Origin of the sequence: Chromobacterium haemolyticum (genome assembly GCF_009936155.1) — a bacterium.
Lineage (GTDB): Bacteria > Pseudomonadota > Gammaproteobacteria > Burkholderiales > Chromobacteriaceae > Chromobacterium > Chromobacterium haemolyticum.
The window spans coordinates 5,115,199-5,138,197 of record NZ_AP019312.1; the positions used below are offsets into that span (position 1 = coordinate 5,115,199).

At 62.7% G+C, this 22,999-nt stretch carries 25 protein-coding genes and 1 riboswitch; of the genes, 13 read left to right on the top strand and 12 right to left on the bottom strand.

Going from position 1 to position 22,999, the window contains the following annotated elements:
* Positions 1-8: 8 nt before the first annotated feature.
* Positions 9-785: a substrate-binding periplasmic protein gene (locus GYH29_RS23710; protein ID WP_019104643.1), complete on the top strand. Its 777-nt coding sequence runs from the start codon at positions 9-11 to the stop codon at positions 783-785.
* A 69-nt stretch (positions 786-854) separates the two neighbouring features.
* Complete coding sequence (locus GYH29_RS23715; protein WP_161524489.1) at positions 855-2,054, top strand: winged helix-turn-helix domain-containing protein; 1,200 nt, start codon at positions 855-857, stop codon at positions 2,052-2,054.
* 5 nt (positions 2,055-2,059) lie between these two features.
* Here the strand turns inward: GYH29_RS23715 and GYH29_RS23720 are convergent, their stop codons facing one another.
* Positions 2,060-2,518, bottom strand: coding sequence for a GNAT family N-acetyltransferase (locus GYH29_RS23720; protein ID WP_161524490.1), 459 nt, complete (start codon positions 2,516-2,518; stop codon positions 2,060-2,062).
* Here GYH29_RS23720 and GYH29_RS23725 point away from each other — a divergent pair.
* Positions 2,517-3,008 (top strand): hypothetical protein, encoded by a 492-nt coding sequence (locus GYH29_RS23725; protein ID WP_232060458.1) that lies wholly within the window; start codon positions 2,517-2,519, stop codon positions 3,006-3,008. The genes GYH29_RS23720 and GYH29_RS23725 overlap by 2 nt on opposite strands.
* A 109-nt stretch (positions 3,009-3,117) precedes the next feature.
* A complete protein-coding gene (locus tag GYH29_RS23730) occupies positions 3,118-3,687 on the top strand; it encodes a PTS sugar transporter subunit IIA (protein WP_118268505.1) in 570 nt (189 codons plus the stop codon).
* Between the two features lie 173 nt (positions 3,688-3,860).
* Here the strand turns inward: GYH29_RS23730 and GYH29_RS23735 are convergent, their stop codons facing one another.
* From GYH29_RS23735 to thiC, 4 genes are all read right to left on the bottom strand, one after another.
* Positions 3,861-4,385 carry a hypothetical protein gene (locus GYH29_RS23735; protein ID WP_152596969.1) on the bottom strand — a complete coding sequence of 175 codons (525 nt, stop codon included), beginning with the start codon at positions 4,383-4,385 and terminating at the stop codon, positions 3,861-3,863.
* A gap of 466 nt (positions 4,386-4,851) precedes the next feature.
* Positions 4,852-5,613, bottom strand: a complete 762-nt coding sequence (locus GYH29_RS23740) for an SDR family oxidoreductase (RefSeq protein WP_161524491.1) — start codon at positions 5,611-5,613, stop codon at positions 4,852-4,854.
* A gap of 213 nt (positions 5,614-5,826) precedes the next feature.
* Positions 5,827-6,060, bottom strand: coding sequence for a DUF2789 domain-containing protein (locus tag GYH29_RS23745; protein WP_043593490.1), 234 nt, complete (start codon positions 6,058-6,060; stop codon positions 5,827-5,829).
* Between the two features lie 115 nt (positions 6,061-6,175).
* Positions 6,176-8,056, bottom strand: coding sequence for a phosphomethylpyrimidine synthase ThiC (thiC, locus tag GYH29_RS23750; RefSeq protein WP_408610199.1), 1,881 nt, complete (start codon positions 8,054-8,056; stop codon positions 6,176-6,178).
* A gap of 113 nt (positions 8,057-8,169) precedes the next feature.
* Positions 8,170-8,320: riboswitch (TPP riboswitch) on the bottom strand.
* Between the two features lie 92 nt (positions 8,321-8,412).
* On the opposite strand from thiC, the gene GYH29_RS23755 reads away from it, so the two are divergent.
* The 4 genes from GYH29_RS23755 to GYH29_RS23770 all read left to right on the top strand — a co-directional run bounded on the left by GYH29_RS23755 (position 8,413) and on the right by GYH29_RS23770 (position 11,659).
* Positions 8,413-9,072 carry a protein-L-isoaspartate O-methyltransferase family protein gene (locus GYH29_RS23755; RefSeq protein WP_118268507.1) on the top strand — a complete coding sequence of 220 codons (660 nt, stop codon included), beginning with the start codon at positions 8,413-8,415 and terminating at the stop codon, positions 9,070-9,072.
* On the top strand, positions 9,072-9,395 hold the full coding sequence (locus GYH29_RS23760) for a rhodanese-like domain-containing protein (protein ID WP_019103398.1): 324 nt from the start codon (positions 9,072-9,074) through the stop codon (positions 9,393-9,395). Before GYH29_RS23755 ends, GYH29_RS23760 begins: the two co-directional genes overlap by 1 nt.
* Before the next feature lie 116 nt (positions 9,396-9,511).
* A complete protein-coding gene (locus tag GYH29_RS23765; protein WP_019103397.1) occupies positions 9,512-10,234 on the top strand; it encodes a uracil-DNA glycosylase in 723 nt (240 codons plus the stop codon).
* A 105-nt stretch (positions 10,235-10,339) separates the two neighbouring features.
* Complete coding sequence (locus GYH29_RS23770; RefSeq protein WP_161524493.1) at positions 10,340-11,659, top strand: hemolysin family protein; 1,320 nt, start codon at positions 10,340-10,342, stop codon at positions 11,657-11,659.
* 149 nt (positions 11,660-11,808) lie between these two features.
* On the opposite strand, the gene GYH29_RS23775 is transcribed toward GYH29_RS23770, so the two are convergent.
* The 4 genes from GYH29_RS23775 to GYH29_RS23790 all read right to left on the bottom strand — a co-directional run bounded on the left by GYH29_RS23775 (position 11,809) and on the right by GYH29_RS23790 (position 14,612).
* The gene (locus GYH29_RS23775; protein WP_081575104.1) at positions 11,809-12,321 is read right to left on the bottom strand and encodes a GNAT family N-acetyltransferase; all 513 of its coding nucleotides are present in this window, start codon (positions 12,319-12,321) and stop codon (positions 11,809-11,811) included.
* Positions 12,318-13,310: a S66 family peptidase gene (locus GYH29_RS23780; RefSeq protein ID WP_161524494.1), complete on the bottom strand. Its 993-nt coding sequence runs from the start codon at positions 13,308-13,310 to the stop codon at positions 12,318-12,320. The genes GYH29_RS23775 and GYH29_RS23780 overlap by 4 nt, the downstream gene beginning before the upstream one ends.
* A gap of 39 nt (positions 13,311-13,349) precedes the next feature.
* Complete coding sequence (locus tag GYH29_RS23785; protein ID WP_052052225.1) at positions 13,350-13,772, bottom strand: GNAT family N-acetyltransferase; 423 nt, start codon at positions 13,770-13,772, stop codon at positions 13,350-13,352.
* Between the two features lie 84 nt (positions 13,773-13,856).
* Positions 13,857-14,612, bottom strand: a complete 756-nt coding sequence (locus tag GYH29_RS23790) for a glycosyltransferase family 2 protein (protein WP_081556401.1) — start codon at positions 14,610-14,612, stop codon at positions 13,857-13,859.
* A 499-nt stretch (positions 14,613-15,111) separates the two neighbouring features.
* On the opposite strand from GYH29_RS23790, the gene waaC reads away from it, so the two are divergent.
* The 4 genes from waaC (at position 15,112) to GYH29_RS25070 (ending at position 19,165) form a co-directional block, all read left to right on the top strand.
* Positions 15,112-16,083, top strand: coding sequence for a lipopolysaccharide heptosyltransferase I (waaC, locus tag GYH29_RS23795; protein ID WP_232060459.1), 972 nt, complete (start codon positions 15,112-15,114; stop codon positions 16,081-16,083).
* Positions 16,080-17,342: a lipid IV(A) 3-deoxy-D-manno-octulosonic acid transferase gene (waaA, locus tag GYH29_RS23800; RefSeq protein ID WP_043593474.1), complete on the top strand. Its 1,263-nt coding sequence runs from the start codon at positions 16,080-16,082 to the stop codon at positions 17,340-17,342. The genes waaC and waaA overlap by 4 nt, the downstream gene beginning before the upstream one ends.
* A gap of 270 nt (positions 17,343-17,612) precedes the next feature.
* On the top strand, positions 17,613-18,215 hold the full coding sequence (locus tag GYH29_RS23805) for a CBS domain-containing protein (RefSeq protein WP_019103771.1): 603 nt from the start codon (positions 17,613-17,615) through the stop codon (positions 18,213-18,215).
* Positions 18,216-18,304: 89 nt separating this feature from the next.
* Complete coding sequence (locus GYH29_RS25070; protein WP_161524495.1) at positions 18,305-19,165, top strand: methylated-DNA--[protein]-cysteine S-methyltransferase; 861 nt, start codon at positions 18,305-18,307, stop codon at positions 19,163-19,165.
* A gap of 13 nt (positions 19,166-19,178) precedes the next feature.
* Here GYH29_RS25070 and GYH29_RS23815 read toward each other — a convergent pair whose 3' ends face one another.
* Positions 19,179-20,042 (bottom strand): LysR family transcriptional regulator, encoded by an 864-nt coding sequence (locus GYH29_RS23815; RefSeq protein WP_161524496.1) that lies wholly within the window; start codon positions 20,040-20,042, stop codon positions 19,179-19,181.
* Between the two features lie 97 nt (positions 20,043-20,139).
* On the opposite strand from GYH29_RS23815, the gene GYH29_RS23820 reads away from it, so the two are divergent.
* Complete coding sequence (locus GYH29_RS23820; RefSeq protein WP_019103774.1) at positions 20,140-20,559, top strand: EamA family transporter; 420 nt, start codon at positions 20,140-20,142, stop codon at positions 20,557-20,559.
* Between the two features lie 37 nt (positions 20,560-20,596).
* On the opposite strand, the gene GYH29_RS23825 is transcribed toward GYH29_RS23820, so the two are convergent.
* Together GYH29_RS23825 and ompR are read right to left on the bottom strand one after the other, a co-directional pair.
* Entirely contained in the window at positions 20,597-21,901 is a 1,305-nt protein-coding gene (locus GYH29_RS23825; RefSeq protein ID WP_161524497.1) for an ATP-binding protein, read from the bottom strand.
* 3 nt (positions 21,902-21,904) lie between these two features.
* Entirely contained in the window at positions 21,905-22,630 is a 726-nt protein-coding gene (gene ompR / locus GYH29_RS23830) for an osmolarity response regulator transcription factor OmpR (RefSeq protein WP_043593470.1), read from the bottom strand.
* Between the last annotated feature and the right edge of the window lie 369 nt (positions 22,631-22,999).

Below are 22,999 nucleotides of genomic sequence, written 5' to 3' on the forward strand. Positions count from 1 at the left end.
TCGCCTCGATGACCGCTAGCATCCGCCGCCTCGGCCTGACTTTGCTGCTGCTCTGCGCTAGCCTGGCCGCGCCCTGCCGCGGGCAGGACGCGGAAACCCTGACCGTGGCGGTGGACGCCAACGCGCCGCCGTTCATGTACGAGGAGAACGAGCGGGTCGGCGGCCTCTACCCGCGGCTGGTCAGCGCCGTTTGCGACAAAGCCGGCATTCCCCACGTATTTCGGGCTTTGACGTGGCGCCGCGCGCTGTTCGAACTGGACCGCAGCGCGATGGCGGCCGCCGGCATCTACAAAACCGTTAACCGAGAGCAACGCTACGACTTCAGTCTGCCTCTTTATCAGGAGCGCATCGTGGTGGTCTATCTCCGCCAACACCCGATCGAGTTCCGAGGCCTGCCGGACCTCGACAATAAGCGCGTCGGCGTGATGGCGGGCTGGAGCTACGGCGACGAGTTCGACCGCGCGCGCGCCGACAAGCGTTTCATTGCCTATGAGGGCGATTCGGACCGCCAAAACCTTCTGCTGCTGCAACGCGGCAATCTGGACGCAGTGCTGGCGATACAGGAGGCGATGGACGCCAGGCTGCAAAACGGCGCCTATTCCAACCTAGCGGTGGCGCCGGCCATCCTGGCCAGCAAAGCCACTTATCTGGCCATCAACAAAACCTCGCCGCAACTGCCGCTGCTGCAGCGCTTCAATCAGGCCCTGGAGAAAATGCGCCAGGACGGCAGTTATCAACAATTGGTGAAGCAGTTCTTCGCCGGCCACGCCTCCTCCAAACCCTAAGCGGATCGCCCCCCCTGAGCAAAACGGTTTTTGTTATAGTCATCCACTTGTCCTACCGATGACTATGCCATGTCCCTTTTGCACCTGTCGCCGCAGCAAGCCCGCCATCTGCAACTGGCCGCCCAAGGCCTGCTGAACCCGCCTCGCCGCAAAGCCGGCAAGGCCGACGTGCTGGCCGCCATCCGCCGCATGGCGCTATTGCAGATCGACACCATCCACGTAGTGGCGCGCAGCCCCTATCTAGTGCTGCACAGCCGGCTGGGATCTTACGACCCCGCCTGGCTGGACGAATTGCTCGCCGAAGGCCGTTTATTTGAATACTGGGCGCACGAAGCCTGCTTCGTCCCCATCGAGGACTACGGCCTGCTGCGCCACCGCATGCTGAATCCGGAAGCGATGGGCTGGAAATTCTCGCTGCGCTGGCTAGAGCAACACCGCGCCGACATCGACGCGCTGGTCGAAGGCATCCACGCCAACGGCCCAGTGCGTTCGGCGGACTTTGAACGCAAGGGCGGCAAGGGCAACGGCTGGTGGGACTGGAAACCGGAGAAGCGCCACCTGGAAGTCCTGTTCACGCTGGGGCGGCTGATGGTCAAGGAAAGACGCAATTTTCAGCGCGTTTATGATCTGGCGGAACGGGTGAAACCCGGCTGGGACGACGCGCGCGACCTGCCCACGGAGGAACAGGCGCAATGGAGGATGCTGCGCAACAGCTGCCGCGCGCTGGGCGTGGTCAAGGCCGGCTGGGTAGCCGATTACTACCGGCTCAAGCGCGGCCGCTACGACGCCATGCTGCACCAGATGGCCGACGCCGGCGAACTGATTCCAGCCCGCATCGACGGTTGGCAACACGACGTCTTCGTCGACGGCGATCTGGCGGAAGCCGCCTCCGGCGAACTCAAAGCCGGCGCCACCGCCATTCTGTCGCCGTTCGACCCTCTGGTCTGGGACCGCAAGCGCGCCTCGGAACTGTTCGACTTCGACTACCGCATCGAATGCTATACCCCGGCGCCCAAACGCCAATACGGCTACTTCGTGCTGCCCATTCTCAACCGCGGCAAACTGGTCGGCCGGCTGGACGCCAAGGCCCACCGCGCCCAGGGCGTATTCGAAGTCAAGGCGCTGTACCTGGAACCCGGCGTCCGCCACAGCGCGCGGTTGACCGCCGATCTCAAGACCGCGCTGCAAAAACTGGCCAACTGGCACGGCGCGCCGCGGCTGCGCGTGGAACGCGCGCCGGGAGCGCTTGCGGCTGCGCTGATGGCCTGACGCTCCTAGATGGGCGTCAGTTGCTTGCGGTACTGGATATAGCCCAGGTTCTCCGCCAACTGGTCGTAGAGCCGCCTTGCCGTGGCGTTGGTCTCATGGGTCAGCCAATACACTCGCGAGCATTCCCGCTTGCTCGCCCACTCGTACACCCATTCGATCAACTGCCGCCCGGCGCCCAGGCCGCGGCAATCCTCAGCCACGAACAAATCCTGCAAATAGCAATAATCGCCCAGGGTCCAGCTGCTGGGGTGCAATACGATGTGCACCAGCCCCACCGCCCGCTCGCCGTCCCAGGCCAGCCAGCCGCGCATCGCGTGATCCGGCAGCAGATAGCGCCGCCAGGTCCCCTCGACCGTGGCCTCGTCCATCGTCACTTGGTAAAAACGCTGATAGCCGCGCCATAGCGGCAACCAGGCCTCGTAATCTTCAGCCCGCAACGGGCGGATGGAAAGCGTATCGCTCATGCAGATCTCCAGTGGCGGCGCGTACGCGCCCAATGCGCGCATTGTGGCTCAGCCAAGACAGAGTCATAAGAACCACTTGTCCTTGATGCCAGGAACCACCGCTGGAACTTCGGCCTTCGCCGGCGCTCAATACAGCATTTTCCCCAACGAGGACGTTTACATGCGCGCCACGCTTTTGATCGCCGCCGCTTCCGCCCTGGCTCTGGCCGCTTGCAGCGAGAAGCAAACCAACCAATTGCAGGAATCCGCCTCCAGCGCCATCGGCACGGTGCACAACTCGCTGCAGGACAGCAGCGCGCCGCTGGGCCAGCTCAAGGAACAAGCCAGCGCCGCCATCGGCGCGGCCAAACAAGCCGGCGCCGCCGCCGCCGCGCTAAGCCCGGAACTGAAAGAACAAGTGGACAAGCTTAAAGAGCAAGCCTCCGCCGTGAAGGGCGCGTTGCAGGCCCAGGAGAAAAAGGCCGAACAGCCGCAATCCGAGCAAAAATAAGCCCGGCCGCGTTGGCGGCATTTTTATGCCGCCGCGCGTTTTCTTTAGCGGATCTTTAGCTCCCTCTAACTAGGATGAGGTCGCACCCTAGCCAAAGGAGAAATCCGCCATGCTGACCCTGCCCGACCTCTGCGGCCCGCAAGACATCCTGCTCAATCAAACCCTGGCCGACAAGGCCGCCCTGCTGGAGCACGCCGCCTCCCAGCTGGCCCAGCGCCACGCGCTGCACCGCCCAACGCTGGCCGCGGCGCTGCATGAGCGCGAACAGGCCGGCAGCACCGCGCTTGGCCATGGCCTGGCGCTGCCGCACGCCCGCATAGAGGGCCTGACGGAGGCCCGCGCGCTGCTGCTGCGGCTGCAAACCCCCATCGCCTTCGACGCCCCCGACCAGCAGCCGGTGCATACAGCGTTGGTGCTCCTTTTGCCGCGGCAAAGCCGCGAAGCCCATCTGCATCTGCTGGCCAGCTGCGCGCGCATGTTCGCGGAACGCCCGTTCCGCCAGGCGCTGGACCGCTGCCACAGCGCGCAGGCGCTCTATCACCTGCTGTGCGACTGGGCCGATCCGGAAGAGCTGAACGACCCGCACTTCCTGCTGGACAGCAACCGCTACTTCATGGACAGCGAAGCCAGCTTGCGGCCGGATTACACAGTGAAGCGCAAGATGGTGGCGCGTTTCTGAAGAACGTGTTTACGATCTCGCGAGCTATGGCCTTGCGGCTGAGAAAGCGGAATGTACGAGTGGTACATAAGCATTTTGAGGATGCACTCACCGTGTAATGTTTCACAACGCGCAGCAGATCGTAAACCGGTTCCAACAGCCAGCCTCACCGGGCTGGCTGTCCCCTCCCCGGCTTAGCTCTTCCTCTTCTTCCGCCCCAACTTACGCGGCAAGGCTTCCAGCTCATCCAGGCTGAGATGGAGGCGGTTCACCGCCTCCACATGCCTCGGCAAGTCCACCTGCTCCACCCCCAGGTTCAACAACAACTCCAGATAGTTGAAGAAGCTCTTGCACATGCGGCGGCGGAGGCCGCGTTGGCTGAAATCCATATCGCTGGCGATGCGGAACAGCAGCCCGCGCGCGGAGTGCTGGCGGTTGAGCTTCAGCATCTGCGCCAGATGGGCGGCGTACTGATGGCCCAAGGCGCGGGCTTCAAACTCATCCTTGGCTTCGGCAGGCTGCCAGTAATGCGGATAGGTACGGCCTTTGATGCGGCGGATGAAGGGCAGGCTGAGGTCTTTGGCGTGGGGGCCGGCAAAGCGGTAACGGGAGCGCGGGCCTAGCGACGGGAGTGGAGAGGCGTCTTGATGGACGTCTTGGGTTTCAGTAGCGGACGAAGTGAGTTCGATGCCTAGCATCGGACGGACTAGCTTTACCATTTGCAACCTCCTGAGCAGAAGGGCCCGGCCGCAAAGCGGCAGGGCGGGCACATGACAAGAGTTAGCCTACCGGTGAGTTCTTACGAAAGCCGGCGCGCCCGCGAGGGCGCCACTTGCCATGGCCCGCCCGAATAGGCAAAGCAATGGCAGCGGATACGCTGTGGAAACAGCGCATCCGCGGTAAGAACTCATAAGCGGGAGGCTAATCCCGAGCGCCGCGATTGCTGCGGCGCGGGGGCTATTGTTGGGGAGGCGCGGGAGGGCGTCAAGCCGGCGGCATCCGGGCGGGATGGAAATAGCCGCGCCTAGGGTGCTGCGCGCCGCGGATGGGCCGGCTCTAAATGATCATGCGTATAGCGGACTCAATGTCCTTGGCAATAAACCTCTCCAAAAACATCGCAAAAAGCGCCAAAAAGCGGTTAAACATTGACTGCGCGTCGTTAAGCGAGGCTTGAAGCGACGCGAATCACAGCTTGCTGATCGACACCCCGCCATCAACCATCAACGCCGCGCCGGTGACGAAGCTGGACGCGTCCGACGCCAGAAACAAGGCCGCGCGCGCAATCTCCTCCGGCGCCGCCATGCGCTTGAGCGCGTGCAGGCCGGCCACCATCTCGCGCTGTTCCGCCGTCGCCGCCGCGGCGCGGCCCATCTCGGTGTCGGTGCCGCCCGGCAGCAAAGCGTTGACGCGCAATCCTCTGGCGCCGTATTCCGCCGCCAGCGTGCGCGCCAGGCCCACCAGCCCCGCTTTGCTGGCCGCGTATGCGGCCATCCCGGGAAAGCCGATGGCGTGGCCGACGAAGGACGAGGTGAAAATCATCGAGCCGCCGCCTTGCAGCAAGGCCGGCAACTGGTGCTTGGCGCACAAAAAAGCGCTGCTGAGATTGCCGTCCAGCGTCGCGCGCCAGTCGTCCAGGGAAATCTGATCCAGGCTGCCCAAGGCGCCCAGGCTGCCGGCGTTGTTGAAAGCGATGTCCAAGCCGCCGAATCTATCCAGCGCCAGCTCCACCGCCGCACGCGCGCAATCCTCCGAGGTGAGATCCCCGGCCAAGGCCGCCGCCTGACCGCCGTCGGCGACGATTTCCGACACCAGCCTATCCAGCTTGGCCGCGCGCCGCGCCACCAACACCACGCGCGCGCCTTCTCGCGCGAACAGCTTGGCCGCCGCCATGCCGATGCCGGAACTGGCGCCGGTGACAATAGCGGTTTTATTAATCAATGCGCTCATGGGGTTTCCTCCTGAAAAGTGAATGAAGTCCGCGCCAATCTTCAGTGCGGTTACAACTTCAGTTTCAGGCCGATCAACCCGTTTGGCATTCCGATTCTTGCTGACTTGATGCGCGGTTTCTGAGAAAGCGGAATGTGCGAGTGGTACATGAGCATTTTGAAGCAGTACTCACCGTGCCACGTCTCACGACGCGCAGCTGATCGTGAACAGGCTCTAAGCCACCTGCAACAACACCGCCAGCTCATCCACCTCCTCGCTCCAGTCCGCGTCCTCGGCCAGGGCCTGGCGCAGGAAATCCGCCTGCGCCGGCGTCCAGAACGGCGCGTCGGCCAGCACGGCGTTGCGCGGCAAGGGATGGCTGGCGATGAAGGCGCGAATGGCGGTGGGATCGTCGGCCAGGCCCAACTGGCGGAACAGGCCGGACAAAGAGTGCTCGCTGGTGTCCATGACGCTTCTCCTGTGAAGGGATGTCTGATGATAGACCCGAATCGACGACGCCGCCGCCGACCCTTGCGCCATGAAAAACGGCGGCCGCGGCCGCCGTTTGCTCATAAGCTCAAACTCACACCTTGTCGTAGAGTTTGGAACCGCCCTTCAGAAATTCCACCGACTTGGTCTGCATTCCCCGCGTCAACGCGTCCTGATCGCTGATGCCCTGCTTGGCCGCGTACTCGCGCACGTCCTGAGTGATCTTCATGCTGCAGAAGTGCGGCCCGCACATGCTGCAGAAATGCGCGACCTTGGCGCTGTCCTTGGGCAGGGTTTCATCGTGGAAGGCCCGCGCCTTGTCCGGATCCAAGCCCAGATTGAACTGGTCTTCCCAACGGAACTCGAAACGCGCCTTGGACAAGGCGTTGTCGCGAATCTGCGCGCCGGGATGCCCCTTGGCCAAGTCCGCCGCGTGCGCGGCCAGCTTGTAGGTGATGATGCCTTCCTTGACGTCGTTCTTGTCCGGCAGGCCCAGGTGCTCTTTCTGGGTGACGTAACACAGCATGGCGGTGCCGTACCAGCCTATCTGCGCCGCGCCTATCGCCGAGGTGATGTGGTCGTAGCCGGGCGCGATGTCGGTGGTCAGCGGCCCCAGGGTGTAGAACGGCGCCTCGCGGCACCACTCCAGCTCCTTGTCCATGTTTTCCTTGATCAACTGCATCGGCACATGGCCGGGGCCTTCTATCATCACCTGCACATCGTGTCGCCAGGCGATCTCGGTCAGTTCGCCCAGGGTCTTCAACTCCGACAACTGCGCCTCGTCGTTGGCGTCCCAGACGCTGCCCGGCCGCAGGCCGTCGCCCAGACTGAAAGCCACGTCGTAAGCCTTCATGATCTCGCAGATGTCCTCAAAATGCGTGTAGAGGAAATTTTCGCGATGGTGGGCCAAACACCATTTGGCCATGATGGAGCCGCCGCGCGACACGATGCCGGTCATGCGGCCGGCGGTCATCGGCACATAGCGCAGCAATACGCCGGCGTGGATGGTGAAGTAATCGACGCCCTGTTCCGCCTGTTCTATCAGGGTGTCTCTGAAGATTTCCCAGTTCAGGTCTTCAGCCTTGCCGCCCACTTTCTCCAGCGCCTGATAGATGGGCACCGTGCCGATGGGCACTGGGGAATTGCGGATGATCCATTCGCGGGTTTCATGGATGTTCTTGCCGGTGGACAGGTCCATGATGGTATCCGCGCCCCAGCGGATGCCCCAGGTCATCTTATCCACTTCTTCACTGATCGAAGACGTTACCGCGCTATTGCCGATATTGCCGTTGATTTTGACCAGGAAATTGCGCCCTATGATCATGGGCTCGGATTCGGGGTGATTGATGTTGGCCGGCAGAATGGCGCGGCCGGCGGCGATCTCCGCGCGCACGAATTCCGGCGTGATCTCCTCCGGCAGCGCCGCGCCGTAAGCCTGGCCCGGATGCTGACGCGTCATCAGTTCCGCCAACCGGCTATTCTTGCCGCCGGCTTCGCGCAACGAGTCCAGATATTCCCGACGCCGCATATTTTCGCGAATGGCGACGAATTCCATTTCCGGCGTGATAATACCGCGGCGCGCGTAATGCATCTGACTGACATTACGGCCCGGCAACGCCCGGCGCGGCTTACGCGTCAGGTTGAAGCGCAGTTCGGCGAGTTTGGGGTCGGCCTCTCGGACGCGGCCGTATTCGCTGGACAAGCCGGCAAGCTGCTCGCAATCGCCGCGCTCGGCGATCCAGCCGGCGCGCAGCGGCGCCAGCCCGCTCTGGATATCGATGCGCGCGTCCGGGTCGGTATACGGGCCGCTGGTGTCGTAGACGGTGATGGGCGGATTGGCCTCGCCGCCAAACTGGGTGGGCGTGTCGCTCTGGCTGATCTCGCGCATCGGCACGCGAATGTCCGGCCGGCTGCCGGCGACGTGGATCTTGCGGGAATTGGGCAAGGGCTGAATGGCGGCGGTATCCACCACCATGGAAGGCTTCTGTGTTGCGGGCGCGTTCATCGGGCGGTTCTCCTGGTCGATGAATGGCGCAAGGAGCGGGCCGCCACTTGGGCGGGCTGCGAGCCAGTCCGACAAGGCCGGGCCGAAAGCAGCTTACGCTTCCCTACGCCGGTATTATCCGGGTCAGGTTCCAAGGGTGTTTCTCACCCGCGCAACAATCTTTAACGATTATCCTATCCTTTCAAGGATATGGATCATCTTGCCGACCGTCGCGCAGGACCCCTAGCGATGCTGTGAAGGTACGGCAAATGTGGGATAATCGCAAGTTATCGCATGACACGCCGCCGCGTTTTTCTTGCGGCGACAAGCCCCTCCGGAGTGAGCTGATGGATTTTGAGAATGCCCGTTTCAACATGGTCGAGCAGCAGATTCGTCCGTGGGACGTACTTGACACTAACGTGCTGGACCTGCTGTTTCACGTGAAACGCGAACAGTTCGTCGCCGCGGACAAACGCAGCCTGGCCTTTGTCGATACCGAGTTGCCGCTGCCCAACGGCAGCTTCATGCTGCAGCCGAAAATGGAAGCGCGCCTGGTTCAAGACGCCGCCATCCAAGCCAAGGACAAGATACTGGAAATCGGCACCGGCAGCGGCTATCTGACCGCCTTGCTGGCCAAGCTGGGCCAACACGTATACAGCGTGGAAATCGACTCCGCCCAACGTGAAACCGCAGCGGCCAACCTGAAGCAAGCCGGCATCTCCAATGTGACTCTGGTGGAAGGCGACGGCGTGCTGGGCCTGCCGCAACAAGCGCCGTTCGACGTGATCGTCGTTGGCGGTTCGCTGCCGGTGGTGCCGCAGGAACTGAAAGACCAGCTGGCCGTGGGCGGCCGCCTGATCATGGTCGCGGGTGATCTGCCCGTGATGACCTGCAAGCTGATCAAGCGCGAAACCGAAGCCAGCTTCAGCGAAACCGGCCTGTTCGAAACCTGTATCGCCCGCCTGGCCAAGGCGGAAGCGGTGGAACCGGAACGCTTCGCGTTTTGATGGTCCAGGAAATCCGCGCCCGCGATCTGGCGGCTGCGCTGGCCGACACCGCCGCGGAGCCCCCGGTGCTGCTGGATGTGCGCGAAGCGTGGGAAGTGCAGCTGTGCATGATTCCCGGCTCGCTGCACATTCCGATGAACCTGATCCCGCTGCGCATGAGCGAACTGCCGGACGCGCCCATTGTGGTGATCTGCCACCATGGCGTGCGCAGCGCGCACGTGGCGCGCTTCCTGCTGGACGCCGGTTTCGAACAAGTGCTGAGCCTGGCCGGCGGCGTGGAGGCCTGGGCAGCGGAAGTGGACCCGCAAATGGCGCGCTACTGACACACCCGCCATCAGCCCACATCGCCAGCCGTTCCCGAGGGAACGGCTTTTTCATGGAACGAAACCGGTTTGCCGGATTCCAATTCCCCTCACGATAGCAAGAGCCGTAATTTTCTATGCAAGCATTGTCTTACCTGTCTCCCGCCCTGGCCCGCGTTCATCCGGCTTGGGAACAAGTGCTGTCAACACCGGACATTCAACAGCAACTGGCCGGCATCGACAGGGAACTACAAGCTCAGCAAGCGCAGGGCAAAGTCCTCTTCCCGCCTGCGCCGTTGACCTTCAACGCGCTGACCTTCACCGCGCCGGCCGATGTCCGCGTGGTGATACTGGGGCAAGATCCCTACCATGGCGACGGCGAGGCGATGGGCTTGTCGTTTTCCGTGCCGCCAGGCGTGCGGGTGCCGCCCAGCTTGCGCAATCTGTACAAGGAACTGGCGGCGGATCTAGGCTGCGGCGTGCCCAATAGCGGCGACCTGACCCACTGGGCGCAGCAAGGCGTGCTGCTACTCAACAGCGTGTTCACCGTAGAGCGGGACAAGGCCGGCAGCCACGCCAAACTGGGCTGGCAAATGGTCAGCGACGCGCTGATAGACGCCGTCAACGCGCAAAGCGCCGGCTGCGTGTTCCTGCTGTGGGGCAATTGGGCTAAAACAAAGGCCGAGCGCATCGACGCCAGCCGCCACCTGGTGCTGGACGCCGCTCATCCATCGCCGCTGTCCGCCAGCCGCGGCTTCCACGGTTGCCGCCATTTTTCGCAAGTCAACGCCTGGTTGCTGTCCCGCGGCCGAGGCGCCATCGAATGGGGCGTCCCGACACCGCAGAACAACTTGTTCTGACCCAGGACACGGGCAGACACATCCCCATTCCTGCCCGTTTGACTCTTTTCCGCCGCGCCGGCATGGCCTAAGCTAGGGCTCCCGCCTCTATCCCGTGTTAGCGCCGTGGAAATTCTCGTCCTGCTGTGCCTGATTCTGCTCAATGGCCTGTTCGCCATGGCGGAAATCGCCATCGTCTCCTCCCGCAAGGTCCGCCTGCTGCAACGCGCGGATGATGGCCAACGCGGCGCGCAAGCCGCGCTGAAACTGGCCAACGACCCCAGCCGCTTCCTGTCCACGGTGCAGATAGGCATCACTTCGATCAGCATTCTGTCCGGGGTCTACGGCGAGGCGGCGCTGTCCGAACAGCTGCGCCGGACGATGCAGGACTATCCCCTGCTGGAACCCTACAGCAAGCCGCTGTCGGTGGCGCTGATGGTTTTCATCATCACCCTGCTGTCGCTGATCTTCGGCGAACTGGTGCCCAAGCGGCTGGCTTTGCTAAACCCCGAGGCGGTGGCCACCACCCTGGCAAGGCCCATGCTGCTACTGTCGCGGCTCAGCGCGCCGCTGGTCCAGGCCCTGAGCCGCTGCACAGACGGTCTGCTGCGCCTGCTGGGCGCCAAGAAGAGCAGCGACCCGTCCATCACCGAGGAGGAAATCCGAGTGCTGATGGAACAAGGCGCGGACGAAGGGGTGTTCGACCGCGCCGAACAGGAGCTGGTGACCAATATTTTCCGCCTGGACAACCGCAAGGTGGCGGCGGTCATGACGCCGCGCAAAGACATCGTGGCGCTGGATCTGGACGATGCGCCCGAACTGAACCACCGCCTGCTGCAAAACCACCACTTCAACCATTTCCCGGTGTGTCGCGGCGGCGTAGAGCAAATCGTCGGCGTGCTGCACGCCAAACGCGTGCTGGACCGCATGTTGACCGGGCAGCAGCCCGATGTTGCCGCCGAACTGTCCCAGCCGCTGTACGTGCCGGCCAAGATCACCTTGATGCAGCTGCTGGAGCAGTTCAAGCAAACCCGTCATCACATGGCGCTGGTGGTGGACGAATACGGCGAGCTGGAAGGCCTGGTGACAATGAACGACGTGCTTGAAGCCATCGTCGGCGACATGCCGGCGATCAGCGCGGAAAACGACGACATCGCCCAACGCGAGGACGGTAGCTGGCTGATAGACGGCATGCTGTCGCTGGACCGCTTCAAGGAGTTTTTCGACATCGACGAAGCGCTGCCGGGCGAAGCCGGCGGCAATATCCACACCCTGGGCGGCATGATGATGTTCCAGTTGGGCCGGGTGCCCAGCGTCACCGACCGTTTAGACTGGAACGGCTTCGGCTTCGAAGTGGTGGATATGGACAAGACCCGGGTCGACAAAATCCTGGTGACCCGTCTGCCAGCGCCGCCGACGGCGCTGCCGGCCGACGACGGCATTTAGAGCCGCTAAGAGCCTCAAAGTCTCGCGAGCAAGGACGAGACAAGGCGAAAACCAGCGAAAAAGCGGAATGGTCGAGCGGCACATGAGCATTTTGAGCTTGTACTCACCGTGCAACGCTTCACAAAGCGCAGCAGACTTTGAACAGCTTCTTAGCGGGTCGTAAGCGCTCGTCCACACACCGTGCTGCGACGGCTGCCGTCGGCGCGGCGTTCCCAATCGTCGAAACTGGCTAGCTCGGCGAAACCCGCCTTGCGCATCATGCCGCCGGACGCGGCGTTTTCCTCATGCCTGTCCGCCGCCACCCAGCGCGCGCCTCTCTCGGCCAAATCGTCGCAAGCCTGTTGCAGCAACAGGCTGCCCAGACCCTGTCCGGCCTGATCTCGCCGCACCACCGCCTCCATGATGTAGCCGGCGGCTTCCGCCGCGATCCCGTCCGGACGATATTGCGGAAAACGGTCCTGCATCCGATACAAAATGGCCGCGCCCAGCAGGCCGTCGCGCTCGAACAGCGCCGCCCAGGCTTCCCCGGCCGCTACCTGGCGCAAACTCTCCTCCACGCCGTCCGCCGGCAGCCAGTTCCACGGATTGGGCCCATGCTCCATGATCAGTTGCCGCAGCGCGTCCACATCCCCTGCGGCGGCCAAGCGATATTGCCAACTCATGCGCATCCTTTCTCAAAACGCAGCGTGGCCTGGCCCGCGTCTACTTCCAGTTCGGCCCAGGCGCCGTTCATCAACGTCCATTGCGGCGGCACGTGGCCGATATCGACATCCACGATCACCGGGTATGGCAGTCCATCCAAAGCGGCCTCCAGAGCCCCGCTATAGCTCAAGGCCTTGGCGTCGGCGGCGTCCGGTCCGCTGCTGCGGCCCAACACCAGCCCGCTCAAGCCATCCAGCGCGCCGGACAGCCTCAGGCCCAGCAAGGCGCGCATCAACTCGCAAGGCCTCAACTCGCAGTTTTCCAGGTAAAGCAGCGCGGGTTCCCGTTTAAACGCGCGCAAATCAAAGTAAGGGCTGCCCTGCAGCCGGCTCAGCGTATCCAGACAGCCGCCGATCAGTCTGCCGGCGATGCGGGCCTTTTGCGCGCCCAACACGCGCAGCGTGGACGGATAACGCTCTCCGGGAGCGTCCCAACGCCAAAACGCCTTGTAATGGCCTTGCTGCGGCGGCAAACCGTAGTGCAAGGCATGCAAGAGCGCCGAATTCTCCTCCGCCCGCTGCGGATTGCCTAGATCGAACAGATTCGGCCCATGTAACGTCGCCCACCCGGCCAGCAGGGTCAGCGGCGTCAGCAAGGTGGAAATATCGGAAAACCCGGCCACCCATTTGGGCGGCAGCCGCGCCAAGGCGGCAAAATCGATGCCGGGCAGCAGTTCCATCGCCCGTTCGCCGCCCCAGGGCGGCAGGATGGCGCGAATGTCCGGATCAAAAAGAAAGCGTTTCAGCTCAGCCAGCCGTTCAACAGCCGGCGCGCTGGCGTCTTGGGACTCGCCGCGCAGGCAAGCGCCCTCCTCCACCTGCCAGCCCTGATCTCGCAGGCACTGCAAAGCTCGATCCAACTGTCCGTGCAAGACAGGGGGCACGCCGGAGGAAAAGGCGGTGACGGCGATGCGATCCCCCGTCTGCAACGGCGCGGGAAAAACCATCATGTAAAGCGTCTCCGGTGGATAAGCATCATGGGCAGTCAATCATTGTCCATCCCTCAGATCCAGGGCGAAGCTGTGGCTGGTTTTCTGTTGCTGATAGCCGAGATGGCGATAGAAGGCGTGGGCTTCAACTCGCTTGATGTTGGAACGCAAGCGGATGACCTGATAGCCGCGCTGTAGCGCCCAGGCTTCACAAGCGCTAAGCAAACTCTGTCCCAGCCCTTGCCTCTGACAAGCCGGACTCACCACGATGCCGACGATCTCGATCGCTGGCGGCGCTTGTAATGAATGCACGCTGCGACAGTGAGCCCAGCCGAACACGGCACCGTCGCGTTCGGCCACCCAAATCTGGTTGTCCGGCAGCGCTGCCAGCCGTACAAAGCGCTCGCTGATCTCTGTCTCCGTCGCCTCGTAGCCCAGATCCAGGCATAGCCGCGCCACCGCGAGCGCATCCTCTGCCCGCATTGTTCTGATCTCCGCCATCTATCTTCGTCCAGTTGCTCAAGGAAATGACATTGTCAGCACAAGGCGAGACTGCCGGCAAGCCGGCTATTTGCTTTTCAACCGTCGTAGTTCGATCAATTTGGCGTATTTGATGTAGCTGTTGAAGCAGCCGATGCTGATGTGGACCAAACCGGGCACGCCATCGAGAAAACCACGGCGGAAAAAGTAGAACTTGATGAAGCGCAGCAAGGGGCTGAGGATAAGTTTCGCGATACCCACACGTTTTCCCCGTTGAAAAAGCCGTTCAGCCTGCAAACTGGTGTAGCGGTTCTGCTTGTTCAGATATAGCGCGATGTCTTCGCCGGACTCGTGCATCAGTTCGTGCCGCAGCTTATGCACAGGGCCGTTGGAGATCACGTACTCATGCACCAGATCATCCGACCAGCGCGCATGTCCGCGATGGAACAAGCGTAAAGACCAGTCCGGATAACCTTCGCCGTGTTTCAGAAAACGGCCCATGAAACGGTTGCAACGCGGAAACTGAAAGGCCTTGGCCTGTGGATTGTCCAGCATGGCTTTGATTTCATTGATCAAATCAGGGGAAAGCCACTCGTCGGCATCCAGACACAACACCCAGTCGTGGCTGGCGGCTTCTACCGCCAATTGCTTCTGAGGACCGAATCCCAGCCAGTCTTGGTGGATAACTTTTGCCTTATAGGCGGAAGCTATCGCCAATGTCCTGTCCGTGCTGCCTGAATCCACAAGCACGATTTCATCGGCGAAGCCCACGCTGTCCAAACATTTTTCCAACGAAGTTTCCGCATTCTTGGTGATTAGCACCACGCTTATTCGCGCACGCATCTTGTTATATGTTTTCCCATATGTAATTTGAAGAAACTGGTAGAAGTCGTCTCTTTGTTGTGGATAACTATGTTTTTCACATTGTTTTCATGGTGTTGGATTAGCTGGAATCTTGTTGTTCATCCATCTTTTTGCAGACTGAAGACTTGTGGATAAATCTGATTGTTCCTTGAAGTCACCACTTGTCCACAGGCCCGATCCCATTTGTTCCCACTTGCTTGTGCATGGCGTAAATTTGCCTGCGAACCTTCTTACGCCATCGATAACTCTTTAACGCAATTTTATATTGATGAAACTGATATAGTTGGCCATTGCTGTGGATAAGCGACAAAAACTTCAAAGGGTTCAGTTACTTGTCCTGTTGATGGGCTTTGGATAGTTTGGGTGCGCTGCGGCATCGCAAATTGTGGATAAATCCGAACCTAGTTGTCCACAGCGGTTTATCCACAATTGAACTGCAGGGATTTTACTTGGTTAACCACAGGCATGCTCGGGTACAATGCGCGCCATGATGAATGTGCTGATTGTGCGCACCTCGTCGATGGGCGACCTTATCCACACTTGGCCCGCCATTTCCGAGCTGAAAGCGCATTACCCCAATTTCCGCATCAGTTGGCTGGCCGAAGAGGCTTTCGCCGACATTGCCCGTTTGCATCCGGCGGTGGACAGGGTGATTGCCTTGAATTGGCGGCGCTGGAGCAAGCGCTGGTGGCTGCCGTCCACCTGGCGAGAGATCCGGGCCTTGCGGCGGCAACTGCGCGACACGCCTTGGGAATTGGTGGTGGACAGCCAGGGCTTGTTGAAAAGCGCCTTGCCGGCCAGCTGGGCCAAGGCGCCGCTGACCGGCTACGGATGGGGCAGCGCGAGGGAATCGTTGGCCAGCTGTTTTTACGATAAGCGTCACAAGGTGGACTGGAGCTTGTCGGCGATAGAACGCAACCGTCTGTTGTTCGCGCGGGTGTTTGGTTATCAGCCGCAGGGCGCCCCCCGTTTTGGCGTGCCGGCCGGCGAGCGGCCCAGCTGGGTGCTGTCCGGCCGTTACGCGGTATTGCTGCACGCCACCAGCAAAACGTCCAAAGAGTGGCCGGAAGGCCATTGGGTGGAACTGGGCAAACGCTTGTCCATGCAGCATGATCTGGTGATGGTGCTGCCTTGGGGTAATGATCGCGAGCGCCAGCGCGCCGAAAGGCTGGCCGCGCAGATGCCGGCCGCGGTGGTGGCGCCTAAGATGAATCTGATCGAGGCCGCCGGCCTGCTGGGCCACGCCAACGCGGTGGTGGGCGTGGACACAGGGCTGACTCACCTGGCCAATGCGTTGAACGTGCCCTTGGCGGCGATTTACACTGATACGGACCCGGCCGCCACGGGCGTGGTGGAAACGCCGTGGGCCACCAATTTGGGCGGAATCGGGCTGTGCCCGTCTGTGGACGAGGCGCTGCAAGCCTTGTTCACGCGCAAGGACTGGACATGAATTGGCAACGCAGACTGTATTCCTGGGCCTGGCTGCTGGCCACCCCGCTGGTGCGGCACTACCTGAAAAAGCGGGCGCGCAAGGCGCCGGCCTATCTGGAGCATTGGGACGAGCGTTTCGGCAGTCAATTGCAGCCGCGCGCACAGGGAGCGATCTGGATTCACGCGGTATCGGTGGGCGAAACCCGCGCCGCGCAGCCCTTGGTGGCGGCGTTGCGAGAAGTCTGGCCGGACGCGCCCTTGCTGATGACGCAGATGACCCCCACCGGACGCGCCACCGCCTTGCAGCTGTATCCCGATGCCGAAGTGCGCTATCTGCCCTACGATTATCCCCAAGCCGCACAGGCTTTTCTCGCCGCCTACCGGCCGCGCTTGGGCGTGTTGATGGAGACCGAGCTGTGGCCCAATCTGATTCATGCCGCCGCCGAGCAGAAGGTGCCCTTGTTTCTGGCCAATGCGCGCTTGTCTGAAAAATCCCTGAACGGTTATCTCAAAATCAGTGGGCTGATTTCACCCGCGGTGGCGGCGTTGAGCGCTGTTGCCGCGCAAACGCCGGAAGATGGCGAACGTTTGCGGAAATTGGGCGCAAGCGAAGTCGAAGTCTGCGGCAACACCAAGTACGATATTCAGCCGCCGCCGGCGCAGCTGACGCTGGCCGGCGAGTTCAAATCCAGGATAGGCCGCCGCCGGGTTATGGTCTGCGCCAGCACCCGCGACGGTGAAGAGGCCTTGATTCTTGATGCGTGGCGGGCGGCGGCCCAAGAGTTGGGCGACGCGCTACTGGTGCTGGTGCCGCGTCATCCGGAGCGGTTCGACGATGTGGCCGCGCTGGCCGAGAGCCGCGGCCTGAGAGTGCAGCGCCGCAGCGACGGCGCGGTGGTGGACTCCGCCACCCAAGTATGGCTGGGCGACAGCATGGGCGAAGCGTTCGCTTACTTCGCTTGCGGGGATCTGGCCTTTGTCGGCGGCAGTTTGCTGCCGTTGGGCTGTCATAATCTGATCGAGCCGGCCAGCGTGGGCGTGCCGGTATTGTTTGGCCCGTCCATTTTCAATTTCAAACAGGCGGCGGCGCTGGCGTTGGCCGCCGACGCCGCGCGCCAGGTGGCCAACGCCGCGGAGTTGATCGGCGCTGTGATAGAGCTGTTGGGCGATGAAGATCGCCGCCAGTCGATGCGCGAGTCGGCGTTGGCCTTCAGCGGCGCCCATAGCGGGGCCAGCCAGCGCATGAGCGCTCTGTTTCGCCGCAAGCTGGAGGCCTGATCCGCGAGGGCGCGAGCCCCGCGCCGTCGTTTGCGAAAAAATTAATGATTCGCCGGCTGATCTGCGCTGTGCCTTCTTCTACTCTTCAAGCAAGAGCCGCGTCGGCGACGCTGCTCTCCCGAGGCCGCCGGCCCGGGACGGACGTGCAAAACCCAGTCATGCCCCAGGCCGGTCCCCGCCATCGGAAAACTTCCGAGCGGACAGATCGAACATGACTGGCGCAACGCGCCGCCGCATCGACTCCGCTGTCTAACAAGACAAGGAGCTACCATGTTAGCCAATTACAGCGTGTTGCCCACGATGAGCCTGCCGTCCACCACCGACCTGGTGCGTCTGGATCAGCGACCGCACCCGCCCATCACCCTGAACAGCTCGGCCCTGGAGGTCATGACCGATTTGCGATTGATCAACCCGGTGGGTATTCATCAGAGCGCCAGCTTGCGCGAAGCCCACGACCGGATGATCAGCCACGGCATACGGCTGCTGTTCGTCCACGATGGTGACGGGCAATTCACTGGCCTGATCACGGCCACCGATTTGCTGGGCGAGCGGCCTATCCAGTGCATGAAGGAGCATGGCAAACATTACGTCGATATCGGCGTTGGCGACGTGATGACGCCGCGCAAGCAACTAGAAGCCTTGAACCTGCTTGATATCGAGCACGCCAGCGTGGGCCACATGGTGGCGACGATGAAGCAAATGGGGCGTCAGCACGCGCTGGTGGTGGAGCTTAATCCGAGCAGCCGCCATCACGAGTTGTGCGGCCTATTCTCCACCTCCCATATGGCCAGGCTGTTGGGCATGCCGCTTTCCTTCATCCGCGTGCCGCAGGCGCTGTCGGAAATTCAATATTCCCTGCTGCATGCGATATGAGGGGCATAGCGCGCAAGTCGACAAGAATCGGGTCGCTGCTGCGGCCCGATCTGCTTATGCTGGCGCTGTGATCGAATGGAGAGCAGACCATGAACGGCGAAATTCTCGAAGAAGACCGCGACTACGGTCGTATCCGCGACGCCATCCGCTATCTGGTGGCGAATGCCGAGCGCCAGCCGGAACTGGCCGAGCTGGCCGACGCGCTGCATCTGTCGGAATCGCGCTTGCAGCGCTTGTTCACCCGTTGGGCCGGGGTCAGCCCCAAGCGTTTTTTGCAGCATCTGACCTGCGAGGCGGCCAAGGCGAGGCTGGGCGAACAGGCCTTGTTGCCGTTGTCGCATGAGCTGGGCTTGTCCGGCGGCGGACGCCTGCACGATTTGTTCGTGACGCTGGAAGCGATGACGCCGGGCGAATACCGCAACGGCGGCGCCGGGCTGGCGATCGAATGGAGCGTGGAGGCCAGCCGTTTCGGCTTGGTGCTGGTGGCGCGCACCGCGCGCGGCGTGTGCGCGGCGCAATTCGTGGTGGACGAGATGGAGGCCATGGCCTGGCTGAGCCGGCGCTGGCCCAAAGCCGCGTTGCGGCATGTTCCGGGCGGCGGCGCGGCGGTGGCCGCCGCCATGTTCGAGCCGCTTCGCGCGGAAGGCCAGGCTCCGTTGGCGCTGCGGGTGCAGGGCAGCAATTTCCAGATCCAGGTCTGGCGCGCGCTGTTGTCGATTCCCTACGGAGGTTTCGCCAGCTACGGCCAGATCGCCGCCGCGGTGGGACGACCGCGGGCGGCGCGGGCGGTGGGCAGCGCGGTGGGCGCCAATCCGGTGGCCTGGTTGATTCCCTGCCACCGGGTGATCCGCGCCGAGGGCGCTTTGGGCGAATACCGCTGGGGGGCGGAGCGTAAAGTGGAACTGATAGGCTGGGAGGGCGCGGTGATGGCTGGCCTGCAACCGGCTTGATGCGGCTTCATCGTTATCCCATCCGTTGGCTGAGTTGTAGAAAGAACAGCCGCGCCAATTGATCCAGAGCGGGGTCGCCCAGGCTCTCCGGCCGCCGGTACAACGCCATTGGCACTGCGGGCAGCGGCGGCAGCGATTCTCGCGGCAACGGGGCGACGCCGGGCAGTTCGTCGTCCGACAGCAAGGCGCCGATGCCCAGGCCGGCTTGCAAGGCGGCCTGCACCGCCAGCAGGCTGGAGCTTTCCAGGACCACGCGGTAGGGGCGGCCAGCTGTCTCAAGCGCTTGCAGCATGGCGTCGCGCCAACTGCAGGGCGCGGCGAACAGAATCAACGGTATGAGATCTGCGGCCGGCATCGTGCCGTGCTGGGCCAGCCAGGGCAGCGAGCATTCCACCACCCAGCTGGGTGTGGCATCCAGCTGCGTCACCCGCGGGCTGGCGATCAGCAAATCCAGTTCTTCGTGCTGGAAGGCCGCGCTCAATTCCCGCCCCGGCGCCACTCGGATGTCCAGTTGCAGCTGCGGCCGAGCCGCGGCGAAGTCCGCCAATACCCGCGGCAGATTGCGGCTGACCAGATCCTCGATCAAACCGATGCGGCAGCGGCTGGCCGGCGCGACTGGCGTGGATGGACGCATTTGTTCAGTCAGGCTGACGATGCGTTCGGCGTAGGGCAGCAATTGCTGCCCCGCCGCGGTGAGGCTGACGCCGCGCGGCGAACGCCGCAGCAGGGTTTGGCCGCAGTGCTGTTCCAGTTTACGCAATTGCAGGCTCAAAGCCGGTTGAGTGCGTCCCAAGTCCGTTGCCGCGCGATTGATGCTGCCGCGGCGGGCCACGGCGATCAGCGCGCGCAGCAAGCCGGTGTCCAAGTCTCTAGTCATGATTTTTTCTTATAACAATGCCTTGAATTTTCAGTCTACCTATAACTGGCGGGAAGGTTTAGCCTGTAGGCGAATATTTCTGATGAGGCGCGCAAACATGTTTATCGCGGCGTTACTACTGGCGGTCGCCGGCTCCGTCGTCTATCACTTGTCGATCAAGCAGGTGCCGGAAGCGGCGAATCCCTTCTTTTCATTGGCGGTCAGTTATGGCGTGGCCATGCTGGTGTGCGTGTTGGGAATGTGGTGGTTGCCCGGAGGCGGCCAGCGCGGATTGGCCGCGCTGAATTGGAGCAGCCTGGGGGTGGCGGCGGGCATTGTCGGCATCGAGCTGGGTTTTTTGCTGGCTTATCGCGCCGGCTGGCATGTCGGCTACGCGGCGCTCAGTTCCAATGTGCTGACCGCGCTGGTGTTGCTGCCGCTAGGCTATTTACTGTTTCGTGAACAACCGTCGCTGGGCAAGCTCGGCGGGATGGCCTTGAGCATGGCCGGCTTGTGGATGATGCTGCGTTTCCGTTGAGCGCCGCCCGGCAGGCGGGCGGCGCGCAAAGCGCTTGTCAGCCGGCGTGCAGCGGTAGGTAAACGGCCAGTTTGAAGCCATCGGACTGATCGCAAAACTCCAACCGGCCTCTATGCTGTTTGACCACGCGGCTGACGATGGCCAAACCAAGGCCGCTGCCGCCGTCTGTGCCGCGGTGTTCGGCCAGCCGTTCAAACGGAGCCAGCGCGGTTTCTCGCAGCTCGGCCGGGATGCCCTTACCGTGGTCCAGCACGCTGAGCACGGCAAAGCCGTCGACTTGCTCGACGCAGACTTCCACCGGCGGCGCGCCGTAGCGGCGCGCGTTTTCCAGCAGATTGGACAATAAGCGCTCCAGCGCCAGCCCGTCGCCTTGCAACTCCGGCTCGGCCCGCCGTTCCAGGCGCGCGTCCATGCCTTCGCGGGCGAAGCGGGATACTACGCTGGCGGCGAGGTCGGCCAATGCCACCGGCTCCAGCCGGGTGGTTTCCTCGGCGCGGGCGAAGTCGATGAATTGGCGCACGATCTGCGACAGCTCGTCGATGTCGGCCAGCATATCGTGCTGGTCCGGGCTGTCCTGCTGTAGCTCCAGCGTCAGCTTGAGCCGGGTCAGCGGCGTGCGCAGATCATGGGACAGGCCGGCCAGCATCAACCTGCGCTCGCGCGCGGCGCTGTCCAGCGCCTGCGCCATCAGGTTGAAGTTATGGGCCAGTACCTTCACCTCGCGTGGGCCGTCCTCCGGCACCGCCGCCGGCATGCTGCCGGCGGCCAGTTCTCGGCTGGCCAGCACCACGCGGCTGATTGGCCGCGTTACCCGCCAGGCGACGACGAAGGCCAGTAGGCTGGCGACGATGGAGGCCAACAACGCCGCCTGCATGATGGTGTTGATCGGGCGGTCGCTATAACGGCCGAAGGGCAGCACCAGCCAGTAGGCTTGGTCCAGCACATGCACATTGACCCAGAGTTCGCTGCGATCCTCAATCTGGGCGTGTCGCACTTCGATGGGTTCGTTGAGGCCATGAGACAGCCGCTGTGCCAGGGTTTCGCCCAAGCGCGGCACGTAGTCGGTGAAGTTGACGCCTTGATCGGCATTGATCGGCAGAAGCCGCGGCAGGCCGGGTCGGTTGTAGCCGGCCAGGAATTCGGCGCGCTCGGTGTTGGTCATCGCCTCCATCGTGCCTTCCAGGAAGGCCAGGGTGTCCACCGTTTGCGAATACAGCTGCTTGTCCAAGAGCTTGTGGCGCTCGCCCGCGGCCATCCACAGAGTGACGAACTGAGTGGTCAGCACCACCAGCACCACCAGCACGGCCAGCCGAAAAAACAGCGAGCCGGTCAGCTTGCGCACGGTTTACTCCCGCGGCGTGCCGTCCGGCACGAACACATAGCCGTAGCCCCATACCGTCTGGATGAAGCGCAACTGGGTGTCGCCGCTTTCCAGTGCCTTGCGCAGCCGGGAGATATGCACGTCTATGCTGCGGTCCAGCGATTCGCCGTTGCCCTTGCCCAGAGCCATTTCCATTAGTTGTTCACGGGTCAGCGGCCGGCGCGGGTGGCTGACCAGCACCGACAACACTGCGAATTCCGCGCTGGTCAGCGTGACCGGTTGGCCGGCCTTGCGCAGTTCGCGCTGGCCTAGGTTGAGCACGAATTCGCCGAAGCTCACTTCCTCGTCGGCGTCGTGGCGCGCGCCCAGCGCCGGCGTGGCGTGATGACGGCGCAGCACCGATTGGATGCGGGCGGTGAGTTCGCGCGGATTGAACGGTTTGGGCAGGTAGTCGTCGGCGCCCATTTCCAGGCCGAGGATGCGGTCGATGTCTTCGCCACGCGCGGTGAGCATGATCACCGGAATGGTTTCGCCCTGGGCGCGCAGCCGGCGCACCACCGCCAGGCCGTCCTCGCCGGGCATCATCACGTCCAGCACCATCAGGTCCGGGCGATTGCGCGCCAGCTTGCGGTCCAGGTCCTTGGAGTCCGGCAGCGCTTCCACCGCGTAGCCCTGTTGGCTTAGATAGCGGGTCAGCAGCTCGCGCAGCTTGGAGTCGTCGTCGACGACCAGTATCTTATTGTGTTCCATGCGTTTTTTCCTCGGAGCGGAGTGTCAGCTTAGCGGCTGGCCCCGGGATGCGGCAGCGCGCCTGATGAAGATATGTTAAGCCGGTTCTCGCGGTCACACACCTTAACAAATCAGCGATTGTCGCTCATGTCTGCCTCATGCCGCGAGTCTAGGCTGCGTAATGGGGCCTTCCTGCGCTTTGGGCGCCTTTTGATGCCTTTGGCATCCACGGCGCATGGTGTATGCTGTCCGCCCTCGCCGGACTTGGGTCCGGAGTTCCTTTTCCAGCCTATTCGACAGGATAAAACAGGTTTCATGACGCGGTTGCCGATTCTTCTCATATTTGCCTTGCTGCAAGCGCTTGCCGGCGCGCCGGCCCTGGCGCGAGGG